The sequence below is a fragment of the Clostridium bornimense genome, assembly GCF_018917145.1.
GTDB lineage: Bacteria > Bacillota > Clostridia > Clostridiales > Clostridiaceae > Clostridium_AN > Clostridium_AN bornimense_A.
In genome coordinates this window covers 36,751-57,422 of sequence record NZ_JAHLOD010000001.1, presented here as the reverse complement: position 1 = coordinate 57,422, position 20,672 = coordinate 36,751, and the positions used below count along the sequence as shown (strand labels likewise).

Here is a 20,672-nt window from a genome sequence, read left to right as displayed (position 1 = left end):
GGCAAATAATCTTAATGAGGTGAAAAAATGAATGAGTTGGAAGAATATATAACGAATGAAAATATAACAGATATACATATAGAACAAAAAAAGGATAGAGGAGTATTACGGATTAGAATTAATGGTGATCTTAAGGAAGAAAAAGAATTTTCAAAAGAAGAAGTTCAAAGTGTTATTGCAAAAATTAAAGTAAGGAGCAAATTAGAATTAGATAAAAAAAGAATTTGTCAAGATGGGAGTTTCAATATTAAATTTCAAGGAAAAGAATACAGTATTAGAGTTTCGTCACTTCCTACGATATTTGGAGAAAAAATTAACCTTAGAATTTTAAGAAATAAAAGTGCATATTCATTGGAATCATTAAAATTTATACCTAAGGATACATTACAGTTGCTATTATGTGCTAATAGTGGGCTTTTGTTAATTGGTGGACCTACAGGAAGTGGCAAGACAACAACTTTATTTAACATAATAAATTCTATAGATACTATAGGTAAAAATATTATAACTATTGAAGATCCAGTTGAATATATAATACCTTCTGCAAACCAAGTTGAAGTCAATGAAAAGGCTAATTTTACTTTTTCAAATATATTACGGTCTGTTTTAAGACAAGATCCAGATATTATAGTCATAGGTGAACTTAGAGATGAAGAAACAGTAAGACTAGCACTTAGAGCGGCACTTACAGGACATTTAGTTATATCAACAATACATTGTAATGATAGTTATGGAGCTATTAATAGACTTGTAGATATGGGCATTGATAAAACTCTTATTAAAGATACATTGATAGCAGTTATATACCAAAGATTACTTAAAAAAAGGTGTAACTGTAATAGTGATCCTAATTGTTTAATATGTCGGGGTAAGGGATATGATGGCAAAGTTGTTGCTGGAGAATATATAGTAAATGATAGATATGATTTAAAAAATGATTTATCTAAAGAGTATTTATGCAAGAATAAAATATCCCTTAGAAATTATTGCAAAGAGCTGTGGGATAGAAACATTATACCTAAGGAGGAATACTTATCTTTATTAGTTTAAAAAGGATACAACCAAAAGAAATAAGTAACTTATTTTATCAATTAAGTATTTTATCTAAGGCAGGAATATCTATAGTTGTTGCATTAGATATTATAAGTAGGCAATGCAAAAATAATAAATTAAGATATAGCTTAAATAAAATAATGGAAGAGATATTAAAAGGAAAGAGCATATACAAATCTTTCTCTAATAGAAAGATTTTTGATGGATATGTAATACAATCAATTAAGGTAGGAGAAGAAAGTGGCAACATTGATGAGGTTTTTTATAATATACACAAGAATTTAGAATCTAAGATTAAAACGAGAAGAAGTATATTACAAGCTATGGCATATCCAATTGTAGTGCTTATTATATGTTATATTTTGTTTAATATAATTTTTATAATAATTGTACCAGAATTATCATCAACTATTACTGTAAGTAAAAGTGACATATCTACTTTAGTAAGATTTTCATTGTGGTTTAAAAGAAACTATATAATTATAAATTCTATGGTATTTATAATTGGAGTTTTGATTGTAAAGTTGTATGAGAAAATAAAAGCTAACAATGATAACTTTACAATTAAAATACCGATCTTTGGAGAATTAATCTTATCTAATTTGAGAATAGGAATATATGAATCATTATTCTTACTTATAAATAATGGCGTACCAATTACTACAGCTATAGAAAATATCATATATGATTGTAAAAGCAAATTTATAAAAGAAGTTTTAAATAAGGTATTAATAGATATAAGAAATGGTAACGACTTAACGGTGGCATTAAATAAAAAATATATTTTTGATGATATATCTATGGTACTAATAACAACAGGAATAGAAAGTGGATATTTACCGGAGACAATAGAGAAGGTTACAGAAATGGAAAAAGAAAAGTTTAATATTAAGCTGAATAAAGTAGTAAAGAAGATAGGACCTGTTATGCTTATTATAATGGGTGGAGTTGTATTATCTATAGTTATTTCTGTTATGGAAACTATGTTTTCTTATATGGAGGGAATTATGTGAAAAAAGGATTTACACTAATAGAAGTGCTAATAACATTGTCTATATTAGTTATATTAATGTCTATAGTGGCACCTAATTATACTGAAATAAGAAAAAATGTAGATAAAAACAAATATATATTAAATTCTGTATTAGTATATGACTATGTTAAAGCTCATAATGAAAAGAATGGTATAGATAAAATAAGTCAATTAAAAGAAGTAATTGAAAATACTGTAGCTGTTACTGATTTAGAAGTTACTATTGGAGGCGAAGGTGTAGAGTCTGTAAAGTATAAAGAGAAAGGTAAAGAATTAAGGTTAAAATTAGACAATAAAAAGTTTACTTATAAATTGTATTTAGAAGGGAAAGTAATTTACAGTGGAGATTAGAAAAGGTTTTACTCTAATAGAAGTAATATTAGGGTTATCTATTGTTGTTTCCTTAATTATTCCTTTAGGTTCATTTATAAAGGTCTATAAGAGAAAAGCAACATTATATAGAGGAGAAATGATAAAAAATGAAATTGGTAATTTCATTTTTAGAGGAAAAGAAATATCAAAAAGGAGAGGTGAAGAAGGAATTATAGTTATTCAGCCTACAAACAATAAGATGATTTATACAATTGGTAAAGAAGAAATAGATCACTATAACCTAAAAGGTGAGTTTACTTTTATAGATGACACTACGGTAAATAAACAAAAAATAAACTTAGGGAAAGATGGAAATATAAACACATCAATAAAAGTTAGGTTTAAAGATAAGTATGATAGGAAATATGATGTTTCAATTAGGGTAGGAGTGAGCAATATTTTTTATGAATAGAAAAAAAGGCGTTATAATGATAGAACTATTACTATCTATAGCTATTTTTCTATATATGTCTGTAATTGTAATGAAAGTTATTGAGAAAAATACTAAGGTAGAAATGTCTAACAAAAGAATTAAACATAATATGAGGTTATTAAACGTAATTAGAGAAAAGACAATAGCAGATAATAAAAAAGATTATCATATAATAATTCCAGAGGAAAATTTAAAATTTAAAAAACTAAAAAGTAATAAGCTTAATGATCTATGTGGTAAAAAGAAAGATAAGTATGTTGATATATATAAAAGTAATGAAAATATAAGTATTACATTATATGAAAGAGTAGAAGGTGGGTATGAAGTATATAAAATTAAAAAATAGACAGAGGGGTTCGATTTTAATTAATTTGCTAATTCTACTTATGATTAATGTATTAATCATGATATTTACATTAAGGTATATGTATAATATAAAAAATAGGTATATAAATAAAATTGATGAAAATAGAAAATATATAGATATAAGTTGTGTTACAGATCAAATAACACACATGTTATCAGAAGAAATAACACAACTTAAAATTGAAGATGATAGTATAAGTTATTTTCATAATAAAAAAAGGTACATAATAAATAAAGGCGATAAAGGATTAAGATATATAGTAAATAATGATGATAAACATTATGTTCTTATGAGTAGGTATATAGATCAATGTAAATTTAACTATGAACCTTCTGAAAAATTATTATACATATATTTGAAATCAAAAAGTGGGGAGGAAAATTTTTGTTGTATAAAGATAAAAAAAGAGGCTTTATTATGATATGGATAGTAATTATTATGAGTGTAATGATAATGTTAGAGTTTATGATAGCCAATATATTAATAAAAGAAAGACAAACGATTATTTACACAGAAAAGAATATAGAGTATCAGTACATCAAAGATTAGTGTATTTAATTTGCAAATAATCATAAGTTTTGATAAAATATCATTGTTGTTTATGTATGTATACTATAATTTAAGAATAAATATTAAAAATATAGTATTAGGTTAACTAAATAGGTTATAATAATAATGAAAATCATTTTGGAGGGATATTAATGATATCAGCAGGAGATTTAAGAAAAGGTACTACGTTTGAACTAGATGGACAAGTGTATACAGTTATAGACTTTTTACATGTTAAGCCAGGAAAAGGAGCTGCATTCGTTAGAACTAAGCTTAGAAACGTTATAAATGGTGGGGTTACAGAAACTACTTTTAACCCAACAGCTAAATTCCAAGAAGCAGTAATCGAAAGAAAAGAGATGCAATATCTTTATTCTGATGGAGAATTATATTACTTCATGGATGGAGAAACATATGAACAAATTCCATTAAACTTTGATCAAGTTGAAAATGCTATTAAGTTCTTAAAAGAAAATATGTTTGCTATAATTAAGTTCTATAAAGGTGAAGCTTTTTCAGTTGAAGCACCAAACTTTGTTGAATTACAAGTTGTAAGTACTGAACCAGGAGTAAAAGGAAATACAACTACTAATGTAAATAAACCAGCAACATTAGAAACAGGTGCTGAAATTGGTGTTCCATTATTCGTAAACGAAGGTGACATGATAAGAGTTGATACAAGAACTGGAGAATACATGGAAAGAGTTTAATTTTCCTTAAGAGAGGAAGAGTATATGAATATTAATGAAAAAATATCTACTCTTGAAAATCTTGAAAATAAGTCTTGTGAAGTTAAATTATTTATAGATATAATAAAAGATTTGCAAGGTGAAATAGAAAATCTTAGCAACGAAAATCATTTGTTAAGAGAGTATATTGATACTATAGAAGAGGATCTAAGAGAAGTAGAATCAGTACTTTCAGTAGAAGATGATGAATTAGAAATTGATAATTTTGACGAAGAAGAATTTATTCAAGTTAGTTGCAATAGTTGCAAGGAATCTCTATATATAGATAAGGAAATTTATGAAAGTGAAGAAAAGTTTGATTGTCCTAATTGCGGAAATTTAGTAACTTTTGTAAAGAAATAATATTTTAAAATCACTATCTCTGAGAATAAAGATAGTGATTTCTTTATTTTGATATGGAGTAACAATATGGCAGGAATAAATATACAAAAATTGAAATAATAAGAAAAATAGAGATATAAAGAGCATAAATAAAGTAGGTTATGGTAATTTCTTACAGTTAGACTTTTATACCTGTAAGTGCTATACTAATTATACAATTATAGTGATATAATACAAATATGGTCGCAAGAAGGAAGGTGACTACAATTAAATTTACAAGTAGACAAGAAGAAATAGTGAGATTGGTTAAAGAGTTTCAACCTATAACTAGTGAAAAAATAGCGGAGAAGTTGAATCTTACCAGGGCGGCATTGAGAGCAGATCTTTCAATACTTACAATGAGTGGTATGCTTGATGCTAAGCCGAAAGTAGGATATATTTTTTCTAATAAAGAAAATAATATTTCAATTGGAGAAAATACTCTTACCACAAAGGTAAAAGATATAATGTCTAAAGCTGTAGTAGTAGGGGAAAATACTATGGTGTATGATGCAGTGTTAGAATTATTTCTTAATGATAGCGGTACCTTATTTATTGAGAATGATGGATTTTTAGTTGGTGCAGCATCAAGAAAGGACTTTCTAAAAACAGCTATAGGAGGTAGTGACATGCATAAAGTTCCAGTGGGAATTATTATGACAAGAATGCCTAATATAGTTTTTGTAGAGGAAGATGATACAGTTATTTCAGCTGCTAAGAAAATTATAGATCACGAGGTTGACTGTCTTCCGGTTGTAAGAAAGGAAATAAAAGATGCAAAGGAAAGCTATAAGGTAGTGGGAAAAGTTTCGAAGACTAATATAACTAAGTTATTTGTTGAAGCAGCATCTAAATAGTAATGATACTATCGGGAAAATCCCGTTAGATATATATTAATATGACAAAGGGGATGTTGTTATATGGTTAATAATAAGTATGTATACCTTTTTAAGGAAGGTAATGCTTCAATGAGAAACCTTTTAGGGGGAAAAGGTGCAAACTTAGCAGAAATGACAAATTTGGGAATACCGGTGCCTCAAGGATTTACAGTTACTACAGAGGCATGTACAAAGTTTTATGATGATGGTAAATTAATATCAGAATCTGTTAAAAACGAGATGAAAGAAGCTATAAGAAATTTGGAAGTAATAACAGGTAAAACATTTGGGTCAACAGAAAATCCGTTATTACTTTCAGTAAGAAGTGGTGCTAGAGTATCTATGCCAGGTATGATGGATACTATTTTAAATTTGGGACTTAATGATGATGCTACTATAGGGCTTTCAAATTTAACAGGTAATGAAAGATTTGCTTATGATTCATACAGAAGATTTATTCAAATGTTTTCTGACGTTGCTATGGGGATTGAGAAAAGATATTTTGAAAACGTATTAGATGATATTAAAGCTGAAAAGGGAGTAAAGTTTGATACAGAACTTACTGCTGATGACTTAAAAGAAGTTGTAATTAGATATAAAGATATCTATAAAAGAGAGATGGGAAAAGATTTTCCAGATAATCCATTTGATCAATTAATAGCTGCGGTAGAAGCAGTATTTAGATCATGGGAAAATCCAAGAGCTATAGTATATAGAAGACTTAATGATATTCCATCTGATTGGGGAACTGCTGTAAATGTTCAATCTATGGTTTTTGGAAACATGGGAGACAATTCAGGAACTGGTGTAGCATTCACTAGGGATCCAGCTACAGGAAATAATAAAATATATGGTGAGTACTTAATTAATGCTCAAGGGGAAGATGTTGTTGCAGGAATAAGAACTCCCCAACCTATATCTAAACTCGAAGAGGATCTTCCACAATGCTATAAAGAGTTTATGGATATAGCACATAGACTAGAAAATCATTATAGAGATATGCAAGATATGGAGTTTACTATTGAACAGGGTAAATTATATTTCTTACAAACTAGAAATGGAAAGAGAACAGCACAAGCTGCTTTAAAGATTGCCGTAGATTTAGTAGATGAAGGTTTATTAAGTAAAGAGGAAGCTATATTAAAAGTTGAACCAAAACAATTAGATTCATTACTTCATCCAACTTTTGATACAGATGAATTAAAAAAGAGTACAGTTATAGCAAAAGGACTTCCAGCATCACCAGGAGCAGGGTGTGGAAAAGTTTACTTTACTGCAGAAGATGCAAAGTTTGCAGCTGATAGAGGAGAAAAGGTAGTACTTGTACGTTTAGAAACATCACCAGAAGATATTGAAGGAATGGTTGTTTCAGAAGGTATTCTTACAGTTAGAGGAGGAATGACATCTCATGCTGCAGTTGTTGCAAGAGGAATGGGAACATGTTGTGTAGCTGGTTGTGGAGAACTTGAAGTAAATGAAGAGGAAAAGTATTTTAAAGCTGGAAACAATATTTATAAAGAGGGAGATTATATTTCTATAGATGGTTCTACAGGTAATGTATATGGAAAGGCTATTAAAACAGCTACTCCAGAGATAACAGGGTACTTTGGAACATTTATGGAATGGGCAGATTCTATAAGAAAGCTTAATGTTAGAACAAATGCTGATACACCAAGAGATGCTAAACAAGCAGTAAAATTTGGTGCAGAAGGAATTGGATTATGTAGAACAGAGCATATGTTCTTCCATGAAGAAAGAATAGCTGCAGTTAGAGAAATGATTGTAGCAAAGACAGAAGAGCAAAGAAGAAAGGCTTTAGATAAAATTTTGCCAATGCAAAAAGAAGACTTTATTGGAATTTATGAGGCTATGGAAGGAAAAGCTGTTACAATAAGATTCTTAGATCCACCATTACATGAATTTTTACCAACTGCAGATGAAGATATTGAAGCATTAGCAAAAGAAATGAATATAGATTTAAATGAATTAAAAAATACAATTGCTTCACTTCATGAATTCAATCCGATGATGGGACATAGAGGATGTAGATTAAGTGTTTCTTATCCAGAAATTGCAGAAATGCAAACAACTGCAGTTATAGAAGCAGCTTTAGATGTTAAGAAGAGATTAGGATATGATATTGTACCTGAGATAATGATTCCATTAGTAGGAGAAGTAAAAGAATTAAAATATGTAAAAAATATTGTAGTTTCTGTTGCTGATAAACTTATTAAAGATAGTGGAATAGATATGAAATATAAAGTAGGTACAATGATTGAGATTCCAAGAGCGGCTTTAACAGCTGATGAGATTGCAAGGGAAGCAGAATTCTTCTCATTTGGAACAAATGATTTAACACAAATGACTTTTGGATTCTCAAGAGATGATGCTGCTAAGTTCTTAAATGATTATTATGAGAAGAAGATTTATGAATTTGATCCATTCTCAAAACTTGACCAAAATGGTGTAGGAAAGTTAGTTAAGATGGCAGCAGATGCAGGAAGAGCTACAAGAAAAGATATTAAGCTTGGAATTTGTGGAGAACATGGCGGTGATCCATCATCAGTAGAATTCTGTCATGCTGTTGGATTAAATTATGTATCTTGTTCACCATATAGAGTTCCAGTTGCAAGACTTGCAGCTGCACAAGCACAAGTTAAAAATCCTAGATAATATATATAAGGGAACGAAAAGGGAGGCTGTCGCACAAAGAAGCTAGAGATTAAGAGTGCGGCAGTTTTTTATAAAATAGGATATCAAGGCACAAGTCACAGGTATGGATGAAATTCCCTTTGGGGAATTTCTGAGATTTTAAGTGTGATAATTTTGTATATAGAGTAAGGTGGTTTTCTTAAGATATTTATATGTGATATAGAACTATTACGGGGGGCTAATGAAGGTTGCACCTTCATGTAGCTTGGACTATGAATCTATGATTTATAAAAAACAACATTTAAGAATAACAGTTTTATATACGCACTCGACATATCTATAACCTTACTTGTGCCCTGTGCCATCTAACCTGTGATCTAATAAAAGGAGGTATCGCTAACAACTTTTTATGTTAATGCGACACCTCCTTTTTTGATAAAGTTGAAAAAATAAAAATTATAGTACTAGTTTCTTTCGTTTTTAAAACGATTATAAATATAAAATTTATATGAAAATATAAATTTTATGTGATTTTCACTTTGGTTATTATATTTATTCAAAAGATTATTGTACTCTTCATAAGATAGAGTTGGTCTATTTAAAAAGTCTTTGCATAATCGCCAATGCTTTTGAGGAAAGCTTAGATATGAAAAAAGATAAATATGTTCATTAAAATTTAAAGGGGATATTTTCTCATATATATTTAAAAGATATGAGAAAAGAAAAAAGTTCCATTTAGTATTTTCTCTTCTTAAAAAACGTCTAAAAAAGTAACAGAGATCTGAGATTCTATAATCAATTCTACATTTATCAAAATCAATAATCCAAGGGTTCATATTAGTATCAATAATTATATTTTTGTTAACATAATCTTTATGACATAAAGTTTTAGGAAGAGCATTAGTGTCAATTAATTTTGAATATAACACGCTGATATATGCAGTGTTTAAAATATAGTCTTTATAATCAAAAATTTTCTTTGAAAAGATATCTTTTTGATTGCTACATATGTCAATATACTTTTTTAAGTCACCAAAATGTTTTGAGTATGAAAAAGATGAACTATCAGATCCAGTTAAAACCTTAGATCCTTTTATAGGTGAAAAATTTTTTCCAGCAATATGCATATTAGCGAGATTTTTTAGTGAAATTTCTAAATGAGTTAGAATATCATAATTACACCTTATACCTTCAATCCATGGTGTTAATATGAAAAGCATATTATTATATTTAAAATATCGTCCATTGTTAGTAGTAGGAATAAGAATAGGACATGATATATTATGAAGATTTAACCATATTATTGATGAATATATAAATAGTAGTGTTTCCTCATCATAATAAACTTTTTTTAGGCAATATGATTTGGATATTGTATCTATTTTATATACCATTCTATCTTTTGCAGTAGCTTTAGCTTTTACAAGTTCAATAGAATTAGCTTTAATATTATATTCTTTTAAAATTAAATCATAAATTAATTTGTTAGATAAAGTTGAGTTAGACATATAAAAATCTCCTTAATCGTTATAGTATAAGAATATTAAAGAAATAATATATTTATGCATGAAGTATATTAATAAATGGAATAGAAATTTTTAAAATAATATTAAGTAAAAAGAGGAAATGAGAATTTTATAAAGAAGTAATATTAATCAGGAGGATTTATATGAATATAAGAGAAACTATAGAGAAGAGAGAAGAACTTACATTAAATAAGTATGCTGTATTATCTAAAAACACTAGAGGAAGAAAAGTTAAAGAAAAAGAAGAGGATATTCGTACTTGTTTTATGAGAGATAGAGATAGGATAGTTCATACAAAATCATTCAGGAGATTAAAGCATAAAACACAAGTATTTATAAAGACATCAGGAGATCATTATAGAACGAGATTAACTCATACACTAGAAGTAGCCCAAATTGCAAGAACTATTGCTAAGGGTATAGGACTTAATGATGATTTAGTTGATGCTATAGCATTAGGACATGATATAGGTCATGTAGCTTTTGCTCACAATGGTGAAGAAGTATTAAATGAATTGATGCCTAATGGATTTAAACATAATATTAATTCTATACGAGTATTGACACACCTAGAAAAAAACGGCGTTGGATTAAACCTTACTGAAGAAGTATTGGATGGTATACTGCATCATTCAGGATTTGGCAAAAGTGGTGAAGAAGCGTTTACATTAGAGGGTCAAGTAGTAAAATATGCAGATAAGATAGCTTATGTAAATCATGATATTGATGATTCAATAAGAGCAGGGTTAATAGTGGAAGAAGATCTTCCCAAAGAATATATTAATATCTTAGGACATAGTAATTCTGATAGAATAAACAAGTTAGTTCATGACATAATATATAATACTATAGATAATTTAAAAGATGGCAATATAAAGGTGACACAAAGTAAAGAAGTCGGTTATGCATTAACAGGACTTAGAAGTTTTATGTTCAAGGAAGTATACAAAGGAAATATACTTAAAAATGAAAGAGAAAAAGCTAAGTTCGTATTTGAAGAAGTATTTATGTTTTATATTAAAAATCCAGATAAGTTACCGGAGTTTTATAGAAATATTGCAAAAAATGAGGGTATTTATCAGGGTGTCTGTGATTACATAGGTGGTATGAGTGATGATTATTGTATTCATTTATTTAATGAATTATATGTTCCTAAGTTTGTAATATATTAAGAATATGTGACTTGGAACTATGCAATAATATAATAAAAGAATAACATAATTAATATATTTAAATTAAAAATAAAAAGAGGAAATATAATTTGGATGTCGAATATTAATTTAATTGTACGAAAAAAATAGAGGTGGTTTTTATTTGATAAGTGATGAATTAATCCAGAGGATAAAAGATGAAAATGATATTGCTAGTGTGATTGAAGAAAGTGGTGTCAGACTCAAACGGAGTGGTAAATATTTAACTGGATTATGTCCCTTTCATAAAGAGAAAACTCCATCATTTACAGTTACACCTGAAAAAGGAATATATAAATGTTTTGGATGTGGAGAAGCAGGCAATGTAATTGTATATGTAATGAAAACTAAGAACCTGCCGTTTGTTGAAGCGGTAAAGTATTTAGGGGAAAGAGCCAACATAGAAATTGATGAAGGCAACAAAGAATCCAAGAAGAGGAAGGAGTTTAAAGATAAACTTCTTAAAATCAATAAGGAAAGTGCAAGAATATTTTTTAATAACTTAAAAACTAATAAAAAAGCACAAAATTATTTTAGAGATAGGGAATTGAATATAGCAACAATTAAGAAATTTGGTTTAGGTTATGCCGAAGACTCATGGCATTCACTTATGAATGAGTTAAGACGAAGAGGATATAAAATAGATGATTTGATAACCTTAGGATTGGCTATTAAGAGTGAAAAATCCACCTATGATAGATTTAGAAATAGAGTGATTTTCCCGGTTTTTGACTATAGAGGAAATGTAATTGGATTTGGTGGAAGAGTTTTAGATGATTCTAAGCCTAAATATCTTAATTCTCCAGAAAGTTTAATTTTTAAAAAAGGTGATAATTTATATGGCTTAAATTTTGCTATAAAAAGTGGACTTGAAAAGTCAATAATTATGGTAGAAGGCTATATGGATGTAATTACTCTTCATGAGCATAATATTACCAATGTAGTGGCTTCGTTAGGAACAGCTTTAACTGTTAATCAAGGAAAACTTCTAAAGAAATTTGTTGATACAGTTATAATTTGTTATGATGCTGATGCAGCAGGTAAAAATGCTACTGAAAGAGGATTTAAAGTATTACAGGATATGGGGCTTAAAATAAAGATTTTGAGGATTCCAGATGGAAAAGATCCTGATGAGTTTGTTAAAAAAAATGGTAGAGACAAATTTATAGAACTTGTTGAAAAATCTATGTCATTAAATGAATATAAACTTGAACTTATAAGAGAAAAGTATAATCTTAATGAAGCAGAAGAGGTGCGCTATTTTATAGAAGAATCTCTGAAGGAAATTTGTATAGATTTATCTAGTTTAGAACGGGATGAATTTATACATAATATAAGTGAGATTACTAAAGTTAGAGAAGAAATTATAATAGATACATTAAGAAAAATGGAGAATTTTAAAGGTAATTATGAAAAAGTGAATAATTCGGGGTATATTGGTCAAAATATACATTTAGAGAAGAGTAGTTTGAGAATAGAAAGAATATTATTAAAATTATCTTTAAAGAATATTGAGAATTATAAGTTAATATCACAGTACAATGATAAAGAATATTTATATTCAAATGAGACGACACCTTTATTTGAGAAAATTAAAGAGCTTTACGATAGTGGGAAAGTTGATATAACAAAAGATATAGAGGCAAGATGTAATGATGAAGGAACTTTGAAAACACTTATAAAAGTTAGAGAAGAACCTATTATTACAGATGGATATGAAGACGATAAGCTTATATTTGATTGTATAAGAAGACTTAAAAAATTTAAGCTAGAAGAAGAAATAGAGTTCTTAAATAAAGAGATTAAAGATAAAGAGAAGTTAGGTTCAGTTAGTGAAACAATAACATTATTGAAGAGAATGAAAGAGAAACAAAAACAATATAAAGAACTCTAGGGATATTGAGAGGAGGTCTAGCATGGAAAAGGTGAATCCAAAAGACAAGGCTGGAATGTTAAAGATAGTTAAAAAATTAATTGATACAGGTAAATCAAAAGGAAGTTTGACATATAGTGAGATAGTAGATGAACTTGAAGATGTAGAATTAACTCCTGAACAAATTGAACAGGTTTATGAAGCTTTAGAATCAATGGGTATAGAAGTAATTGGGGATAATAAAGATGCAGTAGAAGAAACAACTGAGGAAATTGATATATCAATTCCGGAAGGAATATCTATAGATGATCCTGTTAGAATGTACTTAAAAGAAATTGGTAAGGTTCCACTATTATCATCAGAAGATGAAATATCATTAGCTATGAGAATAGAAGAAGGAGATCAATATGCAAAGAAAAAGCTTGCAGAAGCAAATCTTAGACTTGTTGTATCTATAGCTAAAAGATATGTTGGAAGAGGAATGCTATTTTTAGATCTTATACAAGAAGGAAATTTAGGTTTAATAAAAGCTGTAGAAAAATTTGATTATAGAAAAGGTTATAAGTTCTCAACTTATGCAACATGGTGGATAAGACAGGCAATAACTAGAGCTATTGCGGATCAAGCTAGAACTATAAGAATACCTGTTCATATGGTAGAGACAATAAATAAACTTATTAGAGTTGAGAGGCAATTAGTTCAAGAGTTAGGAAGAGCTCCTCAACCGGAAGAAATATCAGAAAAAATGGATATGCCAGTTGAAAAAGTTAGAGAAATTATGAAAATAGCACAAGAACCTGTTTCATTAGAAACACCAATAGGTGAAGAAGAGGATTCTCACCTTGGAGATTTTATACCTGATGATGAAGCACCAGCACCGGCAGAAGCAGCAGCTTTTACAATGTTAAAAGAGCAATTAATTAATGTTTTAGATACTCTTACACCTAGGGAGGAAAAAGTATTAAGACTTAGATTTGGTCTTGACGATGGTAGAACAAGAACCCTTGAAGAAGTAGGTAAAGAGTTTAATGTAACAAGAGAAAGAATAAGACAAATTGAAGCTAAGGCGTTAAGAAAATTGAGACATCCAAGTAGAAGTAAAAAACTTAAAGATTATTTAGATTAGAGCATCACTTTTGATGCTCTTTTATTATTGGTGGTAAGTAATTATTATGGTATAATTATATATAATATAAGGGGGAGAGGTTATGAAGATTTACAAGCAAAAACTAGGAGTTGGAAGTTTTTATTTAATATTCATGACATTGATTCTTAATTTCGGTTTTTTATTTATTTCAATGTTTATTAAATCTTATATGATAAAATTATTTGGATTAGTATCTTTAATATGTATTGATATATATCAACTATATTACATAATTATATCGTTTACAACTAGATATATAATAGATGAAGATTCTTTAATTATTAATACATTTTTTTATTTAAGAAATATAAAGATACCTATGAATGAAATAATAGAACTTTTACGTGAAAAGAATAAAATAGATGGAATGATTTTAGATGGATATGGAATGAAAAAATTTGCGTTTGGTAGAATATATATAGAAAACATAGGTACTACGAGAGCATATGTTTCTAATTTTGAAAATGTTTTACTAATTAAAACTGTTAATGGTAATTTTGCAATTTCACCAATAGATATTAATGGTATTTGCAATGAGATATCTATAGAAGGTTCAAAAAAAGTAGAGAGTAAAAAGGTTGTTCCATTATATAAGGATAAGTATTTTTTAATACCATTTATAACAGCATCGTTTCTTATAATAATATTAATGGTAATTCCACTTATTTTGGGAATGAAAGATAACTATGCTTTAAATTCAATGCCGTTATCATTTAATGAAAGATTTGAACCAATTAAATGGGGGACATATACACAATTTACTGTAAATCAAATATCGTATGGTCTTATTACATCAGGGATATTAATATGTATGTTGTTAACTTCTAATGTATATTCCAAATATGATAGAAAATCGTGTTATAAGTATATATACTTACCTCTAATAGTAGCAGTTGTTTTATTATTTATGCAAATTCAAATACTTTCAATATATTATTTTTAGAATACATAGGAGAAAAAAATGTTAGTTTCAAAAAGAATAGAAGAAATATGCAAATTTATAGGTCCTTGTAATAGGTTAGGAGATGTAGGATGTGATCATGGTTATATAGGTTTATTTTCTATAGAAAATAAACTATGTAATAGTGTAATAGCTACAGATATTAGTAAGGATTCATTAAGAAAGGCAATTTTTAATGTTAAAGGATCTAAGTTTTCAGAGGATATTTCCTTTAGAGTTGGTCCAGGGCTTGAAGTGTTTAAAAAAGATGAGATAGACGTAGCTGTTATAGCAGGTATGGGAGGAAATCTTATAAGAGATATAATAGAAGAATCTTTAGATATTTTTAAATCTATGGATTATTTAGTATTACAACCAGTACAAAATGTTGAAGTTGTAAGAAAATATATTTATGAAAAAGGCTATAACTTAATAGAAGAAAAAGTAGTTTATGATGAAGAAAAATACTATCCTATTATTAAAGTATCTTATGGAGAGAATGAAAAAAAATCATTTTCAGATATAGTATATGAATTAGGGGAAAAGGTAATATGTAGTCCTAGTGAAGAAGAACTAATGTATATAAAGCATAAGATAAATCATTTTAAAGAAATTATAAGTTATATAACAAAAGAAACAGAAGCTGCACTTATAAGAAAAAAAGAAATTCAAGATAAAATTAATTTTATGGAGAGTATATTAAATGAAAATAAATGATTTTGAAGTATATATGAATGAAATAGCGCCTACATATCTAAAAGAAGATTTTGATAATGTTGGATTAATGGTAGGTGATAGTGAAAGTGATATATCTAAAATATTAGTGGCGTTAGATGGTACCCTTGAGGTTATTGAAGAGGCTATAGAAAAGGGGTGCGATTTAATATTGACACATCATCCATTAATCTTTAGTAAACCGAGTTCTATTACAGATAAGACGATTCAAGGTACTAAAATAAGAAAGCTTATAAAAAATAATATTGCACTATATTCTGCCCATACAAATTTAGATAGTGTTAAAGGTGGAATAACAGATATATTAGGAAAAATATTAGAACTTGAAGAGATGAAAGTATTAAGTAGTAGTTGCATGGATAGTAATGCTGGTATCGGAAGAATAGGTATAGTAAGTAATAGCACAACATTAAAAGATATACTGGATAAAATAAAAGTTAAATTTAAAATGGATAATATAAGATATTGTGGAGAATTAGATAATAAAATTACTAAGGTAGCGTTATTAAATGGATCAGGACAAGATTATTTTAAATATGCTAAAGATCAAGGTTGCGATTTAATTATAACTGGAGATACCACATATCACTATGTATCAGATTATAGTGAAGAAAAAATAAACATTATAGATATGGAACATTTTTATTCGGAATGGATACCGCTTACAGAAATATCAAAAACAATAAAAAAAGATCTTGAGAAATATGGCGTAGAAGTACAATTATCAGAAAAAAGTAAATCTCCATATAAGAATTATTAAAAATTAATTGATTTAATATATTAATTATGTTAATATACATATGCGAGTAAAACAGATGGTCGCTGCCTAAAATTAGGGAGAGGAAAGTCCGAGCACCGCAGAGCAGAATGCTGGGTAACACCCAGTCAGGGCGACTTGAAGGAAAGTGCAACAGAGATATACCGCCTAGAATTTACTTTCTAGGTAAGGGTGGAAAGGTGAGGTAAGAGCTTACCAGCGCAATGGCGACTTTGCGGCTATGTAAACCCCATTTGGTGCAAGATCGATTTGAAGCAATGAGTTGCTCGCTCGCTTCAGAAGTGTCGCTTGAGTTTATTGGTAACAATAAACCTAGATAGATGACCGTCAAATACAGAACTCGGCTTATAGTTTTAGTCGTACATGAGAGACATTTGGTTATAGTCAAATGTCTCTCTTTTTCTTTGGATAAATTATTTTATTTTGGAAATAATATAAAATAAAAAACCAATAGGAGTGAAAACAATGGCTAAAAGCAAAGGAATTATCAAATGGTTCAATAATGAAGTAGGATGTGGATTTATTGAAACAAAAGATGGTGAAAGCATTTTTATAAGTGATATAAATCTTGATGATGATATGGTTAGATTATATGAAGGTGAAAAAGTAAAATTTGATTTAATTGGTGGTGCTACAGGATTAATAGCTGTTAATGTACATAGAGTATAGCGATAAAAGAAAAGTTTATTAAAGAAATATATGTGGTAATATATGGAATTGTAAAAAATATACTCCACAAATTAATAAATATAGTTTATATTATAATATGGCGATTATATTTTAGAATGGAGTAATGGAATGAATAAAGTTATGGATGACAATCTTTTAAAAAGATATGAAGACGTTAAAGGATTGATTGAAGAATATTGTAATGCAAATTTAAGTGAAGAGTTTGCAGGGTTATGTATTAGAGCTATAGATAAAGTTATTGAGATTAATGAGAAGGGCTTTTCAAAGGGAAGATTAGAAGGATGGGCTTGTGGGGCTGTTCATGCTCTAGCAGGAGTAAATTTCTATTTTGAGAAGTTTTCAAAAATAAATGTTAAAGCTTCAGATTTGTATAAATCTTTTAATATAAGTTCTTCAACAGCATTAAGCAGATCTAAAGAAATAAGAGATGGTGTAATAGGTGCGGATATAAAAGATTGGGTTACAGAAGAAAACAAAAGTACATTAAAAGAAATAGCTTACAATATTGCAAGGGAAGCTATATATATAGAAAATTATGAGGAAAGAATAAATGAAGCATATTTTGCTTTAAGTTTATATGATAAATGCGTTGATGCTATGCTTATTATAGCTGATGAAGAGATAATGGATTTAAATAAAAAGAAAGAAGCATATAAACTAGCATTAGATGCAGGGTATGATGAAATAAAAGAAGATTTTGAAAATTTAAGAGGAAACTTTTGGACAGCAAAAGAAACTCAACCTTATATGCTTGCGAAGTTTTCATATGGGGATTTATTATGGGCTTTAGGTGAAAAAGAAGAAGCTATAAAAGAATATACAGAAATGATTGAACTAAATAATAGTGATTCACAAGGAATTAGATATATACTAATAAATTGGTTACTAGAGACGAATAAAGATGAAGAGGCGGAAAAACTTTTAGCTACGTACGATGATGATACAACAGCTATATTTATGTATGCTAGAGCACTTTTAAGTTATAAGTATGGCGAAGTAGATAAAGCTAAAGATCAATTAAAAGAAGCGGTAAAAGCAAATTCATTTATACCACCTTATTTATTAGGATATAAATCAATGCCTAAATCTTTACCGGACTTCTGTACACCGGGAGATGAAAAAGAAGCAATAATGTATTGCTGGTACTCCTTATCTACTTGGAGAAGTATTTTAGGTTCATTACAATGGCTTAGAAAAAATTACAGATAAAAATATGAATTAATATTGAAAATTTTTGCTAAATACACAAGTTAATAGTATAATGAAGTAAAAAATAGTGGCTGTTGTAAACAGCCTTTTTATATTTTTTTAAGAATAAATGTTCGATACTATTTACTATTTGATATAATATAATATAAAATATCAAGTATGTATAAAAAATAGGAGGCTAGAATGACTATGAGTAACAATACTTATGAAGTAACAGATTTAACTTCCTTAGAAAAGCTTGAACCTGTTAGAGTAAGACCTGGTATGTACATAGGGTCTACGGGAATAAAAGGATTGCATCATTGTCTTTGGGAGATATTAGATAACGCTATTGATGAAATATCTAATGGATATGGTAATAAAGCGGCAGTTATTTTAAATAAAGATAAAAGTATAACAGTTATAGATAATGGAAGAGGAATACCTACAGGAATACATCCAATTAAGAAAAAAAGTGGTGTAGAGATGGTATTTACAGAACTTCATACTGGTGGTAAGTTTAATAATAGCAATTATAAAACTTCCGGTGGATTACACGGAGTTGGAGCTGCTGTTGTTAATGCATTATCAAAATGGGTTGAAGTTGAAGTGTTTCAAGGTGGAAAGATATACAAGCAGAGATTTCAGTATGGCTATGACAAAGAAGCTAAAAAAGATATGCCTGGTACTCCAGTTGGCAAGTTAAAAGTTGTTGGTGATACAGAAAAGCAGGGTACAAAGGTAACATTTATGCCTGATAAAGATATTTTTTCTACAATAGATATAAAATTTGATATAGTAGATCAGAGACTTATGGAATTATCATTCCAAAATAAAGGCATAACTCTTGAACTTATTGATTTAAGAGGAGAAGAGGAAGTAAAAAAGACATATTACTCTGAAAATGGACTATTAGATTTTATAAGATATTTAAATGAAAGTAAAACAGTACTTCATAAAGAGCCTATCATTTTTTCAGGAGATAGAGAAATAGGTGATATAAAAATGAGTGGAGAAATATGCATGGAGTTTACTGATTCAACTTCAGAGCATATTATGAGTTATGTAAATAACATTCCAACTACAGAGGCAGGAACTCATGAAAGTGGTTTCAAAACCGGTATGACTAGAGCTTTTAAAGAATGGGCTAAAAAGTTAAATCTTGTAAAAGAAAAAGATAAGGAATTTGAAGGGGACGACTTAAGAGAAGGGCTTACAGCAATTATAAAAATATCATTAACTAATCCTATCTTTGAAGGACAAACAAAAACTAAGCTTGGTAATAGTGAAGCATATACTATGATGAATGATTTATCTTATACTAAGATTTCTCAATGGATAGAAGATAATAGAGAAACTGCTATAATGATTATAAATAATGCTATAGCAGCAGCAGCAAGAAAAGATAAGATTAAGAAAATTAATGAACTAGAAAGAAAAAAAGTAGGAAGAGGAACATCTCCACTTGCTGGGAAAATAGCGGTATGTACTTCAAAAGATAGAAAGTACAATGAATTTATTGTTGTTGAGGGAGACTCAGCAGGAGGATCAGCAAAACAAGCAAGAGATAGAAGATTTCAGTCAGTTATGCCTTCTAGGGGAAAGATAATGAACACTGAAAAACAAAAGTTAGAAAATGTCCTTGCGTCAGAGGAACTAAAGATTTTTAATACAGCAATTGGTACTGGTATTCTTAAAAATTATAATGAAGATGACCTTAAATACGATAAAATTATAATAATGTCTGATGCCGATGTAGATGGATATCATATAAGAACCTTATGGATGACTTATATTTATAGATATATGAGACCACTGATAGCAAATGGGCATTTATACATGGCACAGCCACCACTTTATAAAGTTTATAAAGTTGTAAAGGGAAAAGAAATTGCTAAATATGCATATAATGATGAAGATTTAGTAAAAGTAAAGAAAGAAATCGGTAAAAATGCAATGATTCAAAGATATAAAGGACTTGGTGAAATGAATCCAGATCAATTATGGGAAACTACTTTAAATCCTGAAAGTAGAAATTTAATGCAAATTACTATTGAAGATGCTGCAAAAGCAGAAAAAATGGTATCTTTGCTTATGGGAGATGTAGTTGAACCAAGAAAGAATTATATGTATAAATATGCTGAATTTTAAAGAAAGGG

General features: G+C 28.6%; 21 protein-coding genes and 1 other RNA gene. 21 read left to right on the top strand and 1 reads right to left on the bottom strand.

Annotation, left to right across the window (positions count from 1 at the left end):
- Nucleotides 1-27: 27 nt before the first annotated feature.
- From KQI30_RS00265 to ppdK, 11 genes are all read left to right on the top strand, one after another.
- Nucleotides 28-1,050, top strand: coding sequence for a GspE/PulE family protein (locus KQI30_RS00265; RefSeq protein ID WP_216461155.1), 1,023 nt, complete (start codon nt 28-30; stop codon nt 1,048-1,050).
- The gene (locus KQI30_RS17460) at nt 1,029-2,066 is read left to right on the top strand and encodes a type II secretion system F family protein (RefSeq protein WP_367397818.1); all 1,038 of its coding nucleotides are present in this window, start codon (nt 1,029-1,031) and stop codon (nt 2,064-2,066) included. Before KQI30_RS00265 ends, KQI30_RS17460 begins: the two co-directional genes overlap by 22 nt.
- The gene (locus tag KQI30_RS00255; RefSeq protein ID WP_216461153.1) at nt 2,063-2,437 is read left to right on the top strand and encodes a prepilin-type N-terminal cleavage/methylation domain-containing protein; all 375 of its coding nucleotides are present in this window, start codon (nt 2,063-2,065) and stop codon (nt 2,435-2,437) included. The genes KQI30_RS17460 and KQI30_RS00255 overlap by 4 nt, the downstream gene beginning before the upstream one ends.
- On the top strand, nt 2,427-2,870 hold the full coding sequence (locus tag KQI30_RS00250; protein ID WP_216461152.1) for a prepilin-type N-terminal cleavage/methylation domain-containing protein: 444 nt from the start codon (nt 2,427-2,429) through the stop codon (nt 2,868-2,870). The genes KQI30_RS00255 and KQI30_RS00250 overlap by 11 nt, the downstream gene beginning before the upstream one ends.
- Nucleotides 2,863-3,237 (top strand): type II secretion system protein, encoded by a 375-nt coding sequence (locus tag KQI30_RS00245; protein WP_216461151.1) that lies wholly within the window; start codon nt 2,863-2,865, stop codon nt 3,235-3,237. The genes KQI30_RS00250 and KQI30_RS00245 overlap by 8 nt, the downstream gene beginning before the upstream one ends.
- A complete protein-coding gene (locus KQI30_RS00240) occupies nt 3,212-3,679 on the top strand; it encodes a hypothetical protein (RefSeq protein WP_216461150.1) in 468 nt (155 codons plus the stop codon). Before KQI30_RS00245 ends, KQI30_RS00240 begins: the two co-directional genes overlap by 26 nt.
- Nucleotides 3,676-3,807, top strand: coding sequence for a hypothetical protein (locus tag KQI30_RS17300; protein ID WP_294341624.1), 132 nt, complete (start codon nt 3,676-3,678; stop codon nt 3,805-3,807). Before KQI30_RS00240 ends, KQI30_RS17300 begins: the two co-directional genes overlap by 4 nt.
- A 152-nt stretch (nt 3,808-3,959) precedes the next feature.
- Nucleotides 3,960-4,517, top strand: coding sequence for an elongation factor P (efp, locus tag KQI30_RS00235; RefSeq protein WP_216461149.1), 558 nt, complete (start codon nt 3,960-3,962; stop codon nt 4,515-4,517).
- Nucleotides 4,518-4,541: 24 nt separating this feature from the next.
- Nucleotides 4,542-4,898 (top strand): hypothetical protein, encoded by a 357-nt coding sequence (locus KQI30_RS00230; protein ID WP_216461148.1) that lies wholly within the window; start codon nt 4,542-4,544, stop codon nt 4,896-4,898.
- Nucleotides 4,899-5,134: 236 nt separating this feature from the next.
- Entirely contained in the window at nt 5,135-5,773 is a 639-nt protein-coding gene (locus tag KQI30_RS00225) for a helix-turn-helix transcriptional regulator (protein WP_216461147.1), read from the top strand.
- A 63-nt stretch (nt 5,774-5,836) separates the two neighbouring features.
- Nucleotides 5,837-8,467 (top strand): pyruvate, phosphate dikinase, encoded by a 2,631-nt coding sequence (gene ppdK / locus KQI30_RS00220; RefSeq protein ID WP_216461146.1) that lies wholly within the window; start codon nt 5,837-5,839, stop codon nt 8,465-8,467.
- Between the two features lie 443 nt (nt 8,468-8,910).
- On the opposite strand, the gene KQI30_RS00215 is transcribed toward ppdK, so the two are convergent.
- Nucleotides 8,911-9,954, bottom strand: a complete 1,044-nt coding sequence (locus tag KQI30_RS00215; protein ID WP_216461145.1) for a CotS family spore coat protein — start codon at nt 9,952-9,954, stop codon at nt 8,911-8,913.
- A gap of 161 nt (nt 9,955-10,115) precedes the next feature.
- Here KQI30_RS00215 and KQI30_RS00210 point away from each other — a divergent pair, with 161 nt between their 5' ends.
- From KQI30_RS00210 to KQI30_RS00170, 10 genes are all read left to right on the top strand, one after another.
- Complete coding sequence (locus tag KQI30_RS00210) at nt 10,116-11,144, top strand: deoxyguanosinetriphosphate triphosphohydrolase (RefSeq protein WP_216461144.1); 1,029 nt, start codon at nt 10,116-10,118, stop codon at nt 11,142-11,144.
- A gap of 142 nt (nt 11,145-11,286) precedes the next feature.
- Nucleotides 11,287-13,056 carry a DNA primase gene (gene dnaG / locus KQI30_RS16955; protein ID WP_253287320.1) on the top strand — a complete coding sequence of 590 codons (1,770 nt, stop codon included), beginning with the start codon at nt 11,287-11,289 and terminating at the stop codon, nt 13,054-13,056.
- 22 nt (nt 13,057-13,078) lie between these two features.
- A complete protein-coding gene (gene rpoD, locus KQI30_RS16950) occupies nt 13,079-14,161 on the top strand; it encodes an RNA polymerase sigma factor RpoD (RefSeq protein WP_253287319.1) in 1,083 nt (360 codons plus the stop codon).
- Nucleotides 14,162-14,243: 82 nt separating this feature from the next.
- Nucleotides 14,244-15,125 (top strand): PH domain-containing protein, encoded by an 882-nt coding sequence (locus tag KQI30_RS00200; RefSeq protein WP_216461143.1) that lies wholly within the window; start codon nt 14,244-14,246, stop codon nt 15,123-15,125.
- Nucleotides 15,126-15,143: 18 nt separating this feature from the next.
- Entirely contained in the window at nt 15,144-15,839 is a 696-nt protein-coding gene (locus KQI30_RS00195; RefSeq protein ID WP_216461142.1) for a tRNA (adenine(22)-N(1))-methyltransferase, read from the top strand.
- Nucleotides 15,826-16,617, top strand: coding sequence for a Nif3-like dinuclear metal center hexameric protein (locus KQI30_RS00190; protein ID WP_216461141.1), 792 nt, complete (start codon nt 15,826-15,828; stop codon nt 16,615-16,617). The genes KQI30_RS00195 and KQI30_RS00190 overlap by 14 nt, the downstream gene beginning before the upstream one ends.
- A gap of 43 nt (nt 16,618-16,660) precedes the next feature.
- Nucleotides 16,661-16,999: RNase P RNA component class A (gene rnpB, locus KQI30_RS00185), an RNA gene on the top strand.
- 101 nt (nt 17,000-17,100) lie between these two features.
- Nucleotides 17,101-17,304 carry a cold-shock protein gene (locus KQI30_RS00180; RefSeq protein WP_216461140.1) on the top strand — a complete coding sequence of 68 codons (204 nt, stop codon included), beginning with the start codon at nt 17,101-17,103 and terminating at the stop codon, nt 17,302-17,304.
- Nucleotides 17,305-17,433: 129 nt separating this feature from the next.
- Entirely contained in the window at nt 17,434-18,534 is a 1,101-nt protein-coding gene (locus KQI30_RS00175; RefSeq protein WP_216461139.1) for a DUF6398 domain-containing protein, read from the top strand.
- A gap of 183 nt (nt 18,535-18,717) precedes the next feature.
- Nucleotides 18,718-20,664: a DNA gyrase/topoisomerase IV subunit B gene (locus tag KQI30_RS00170; protein ID WP_216461138.1), complete on the top strand. Its 1,947-nt coding sequence runs from the start codon at nt 18,718-18,720 to the stop codon at nt 20,662-20,664.
- Nucleotides 20,665-20,672: the final 8 nt, after the last annotated feature.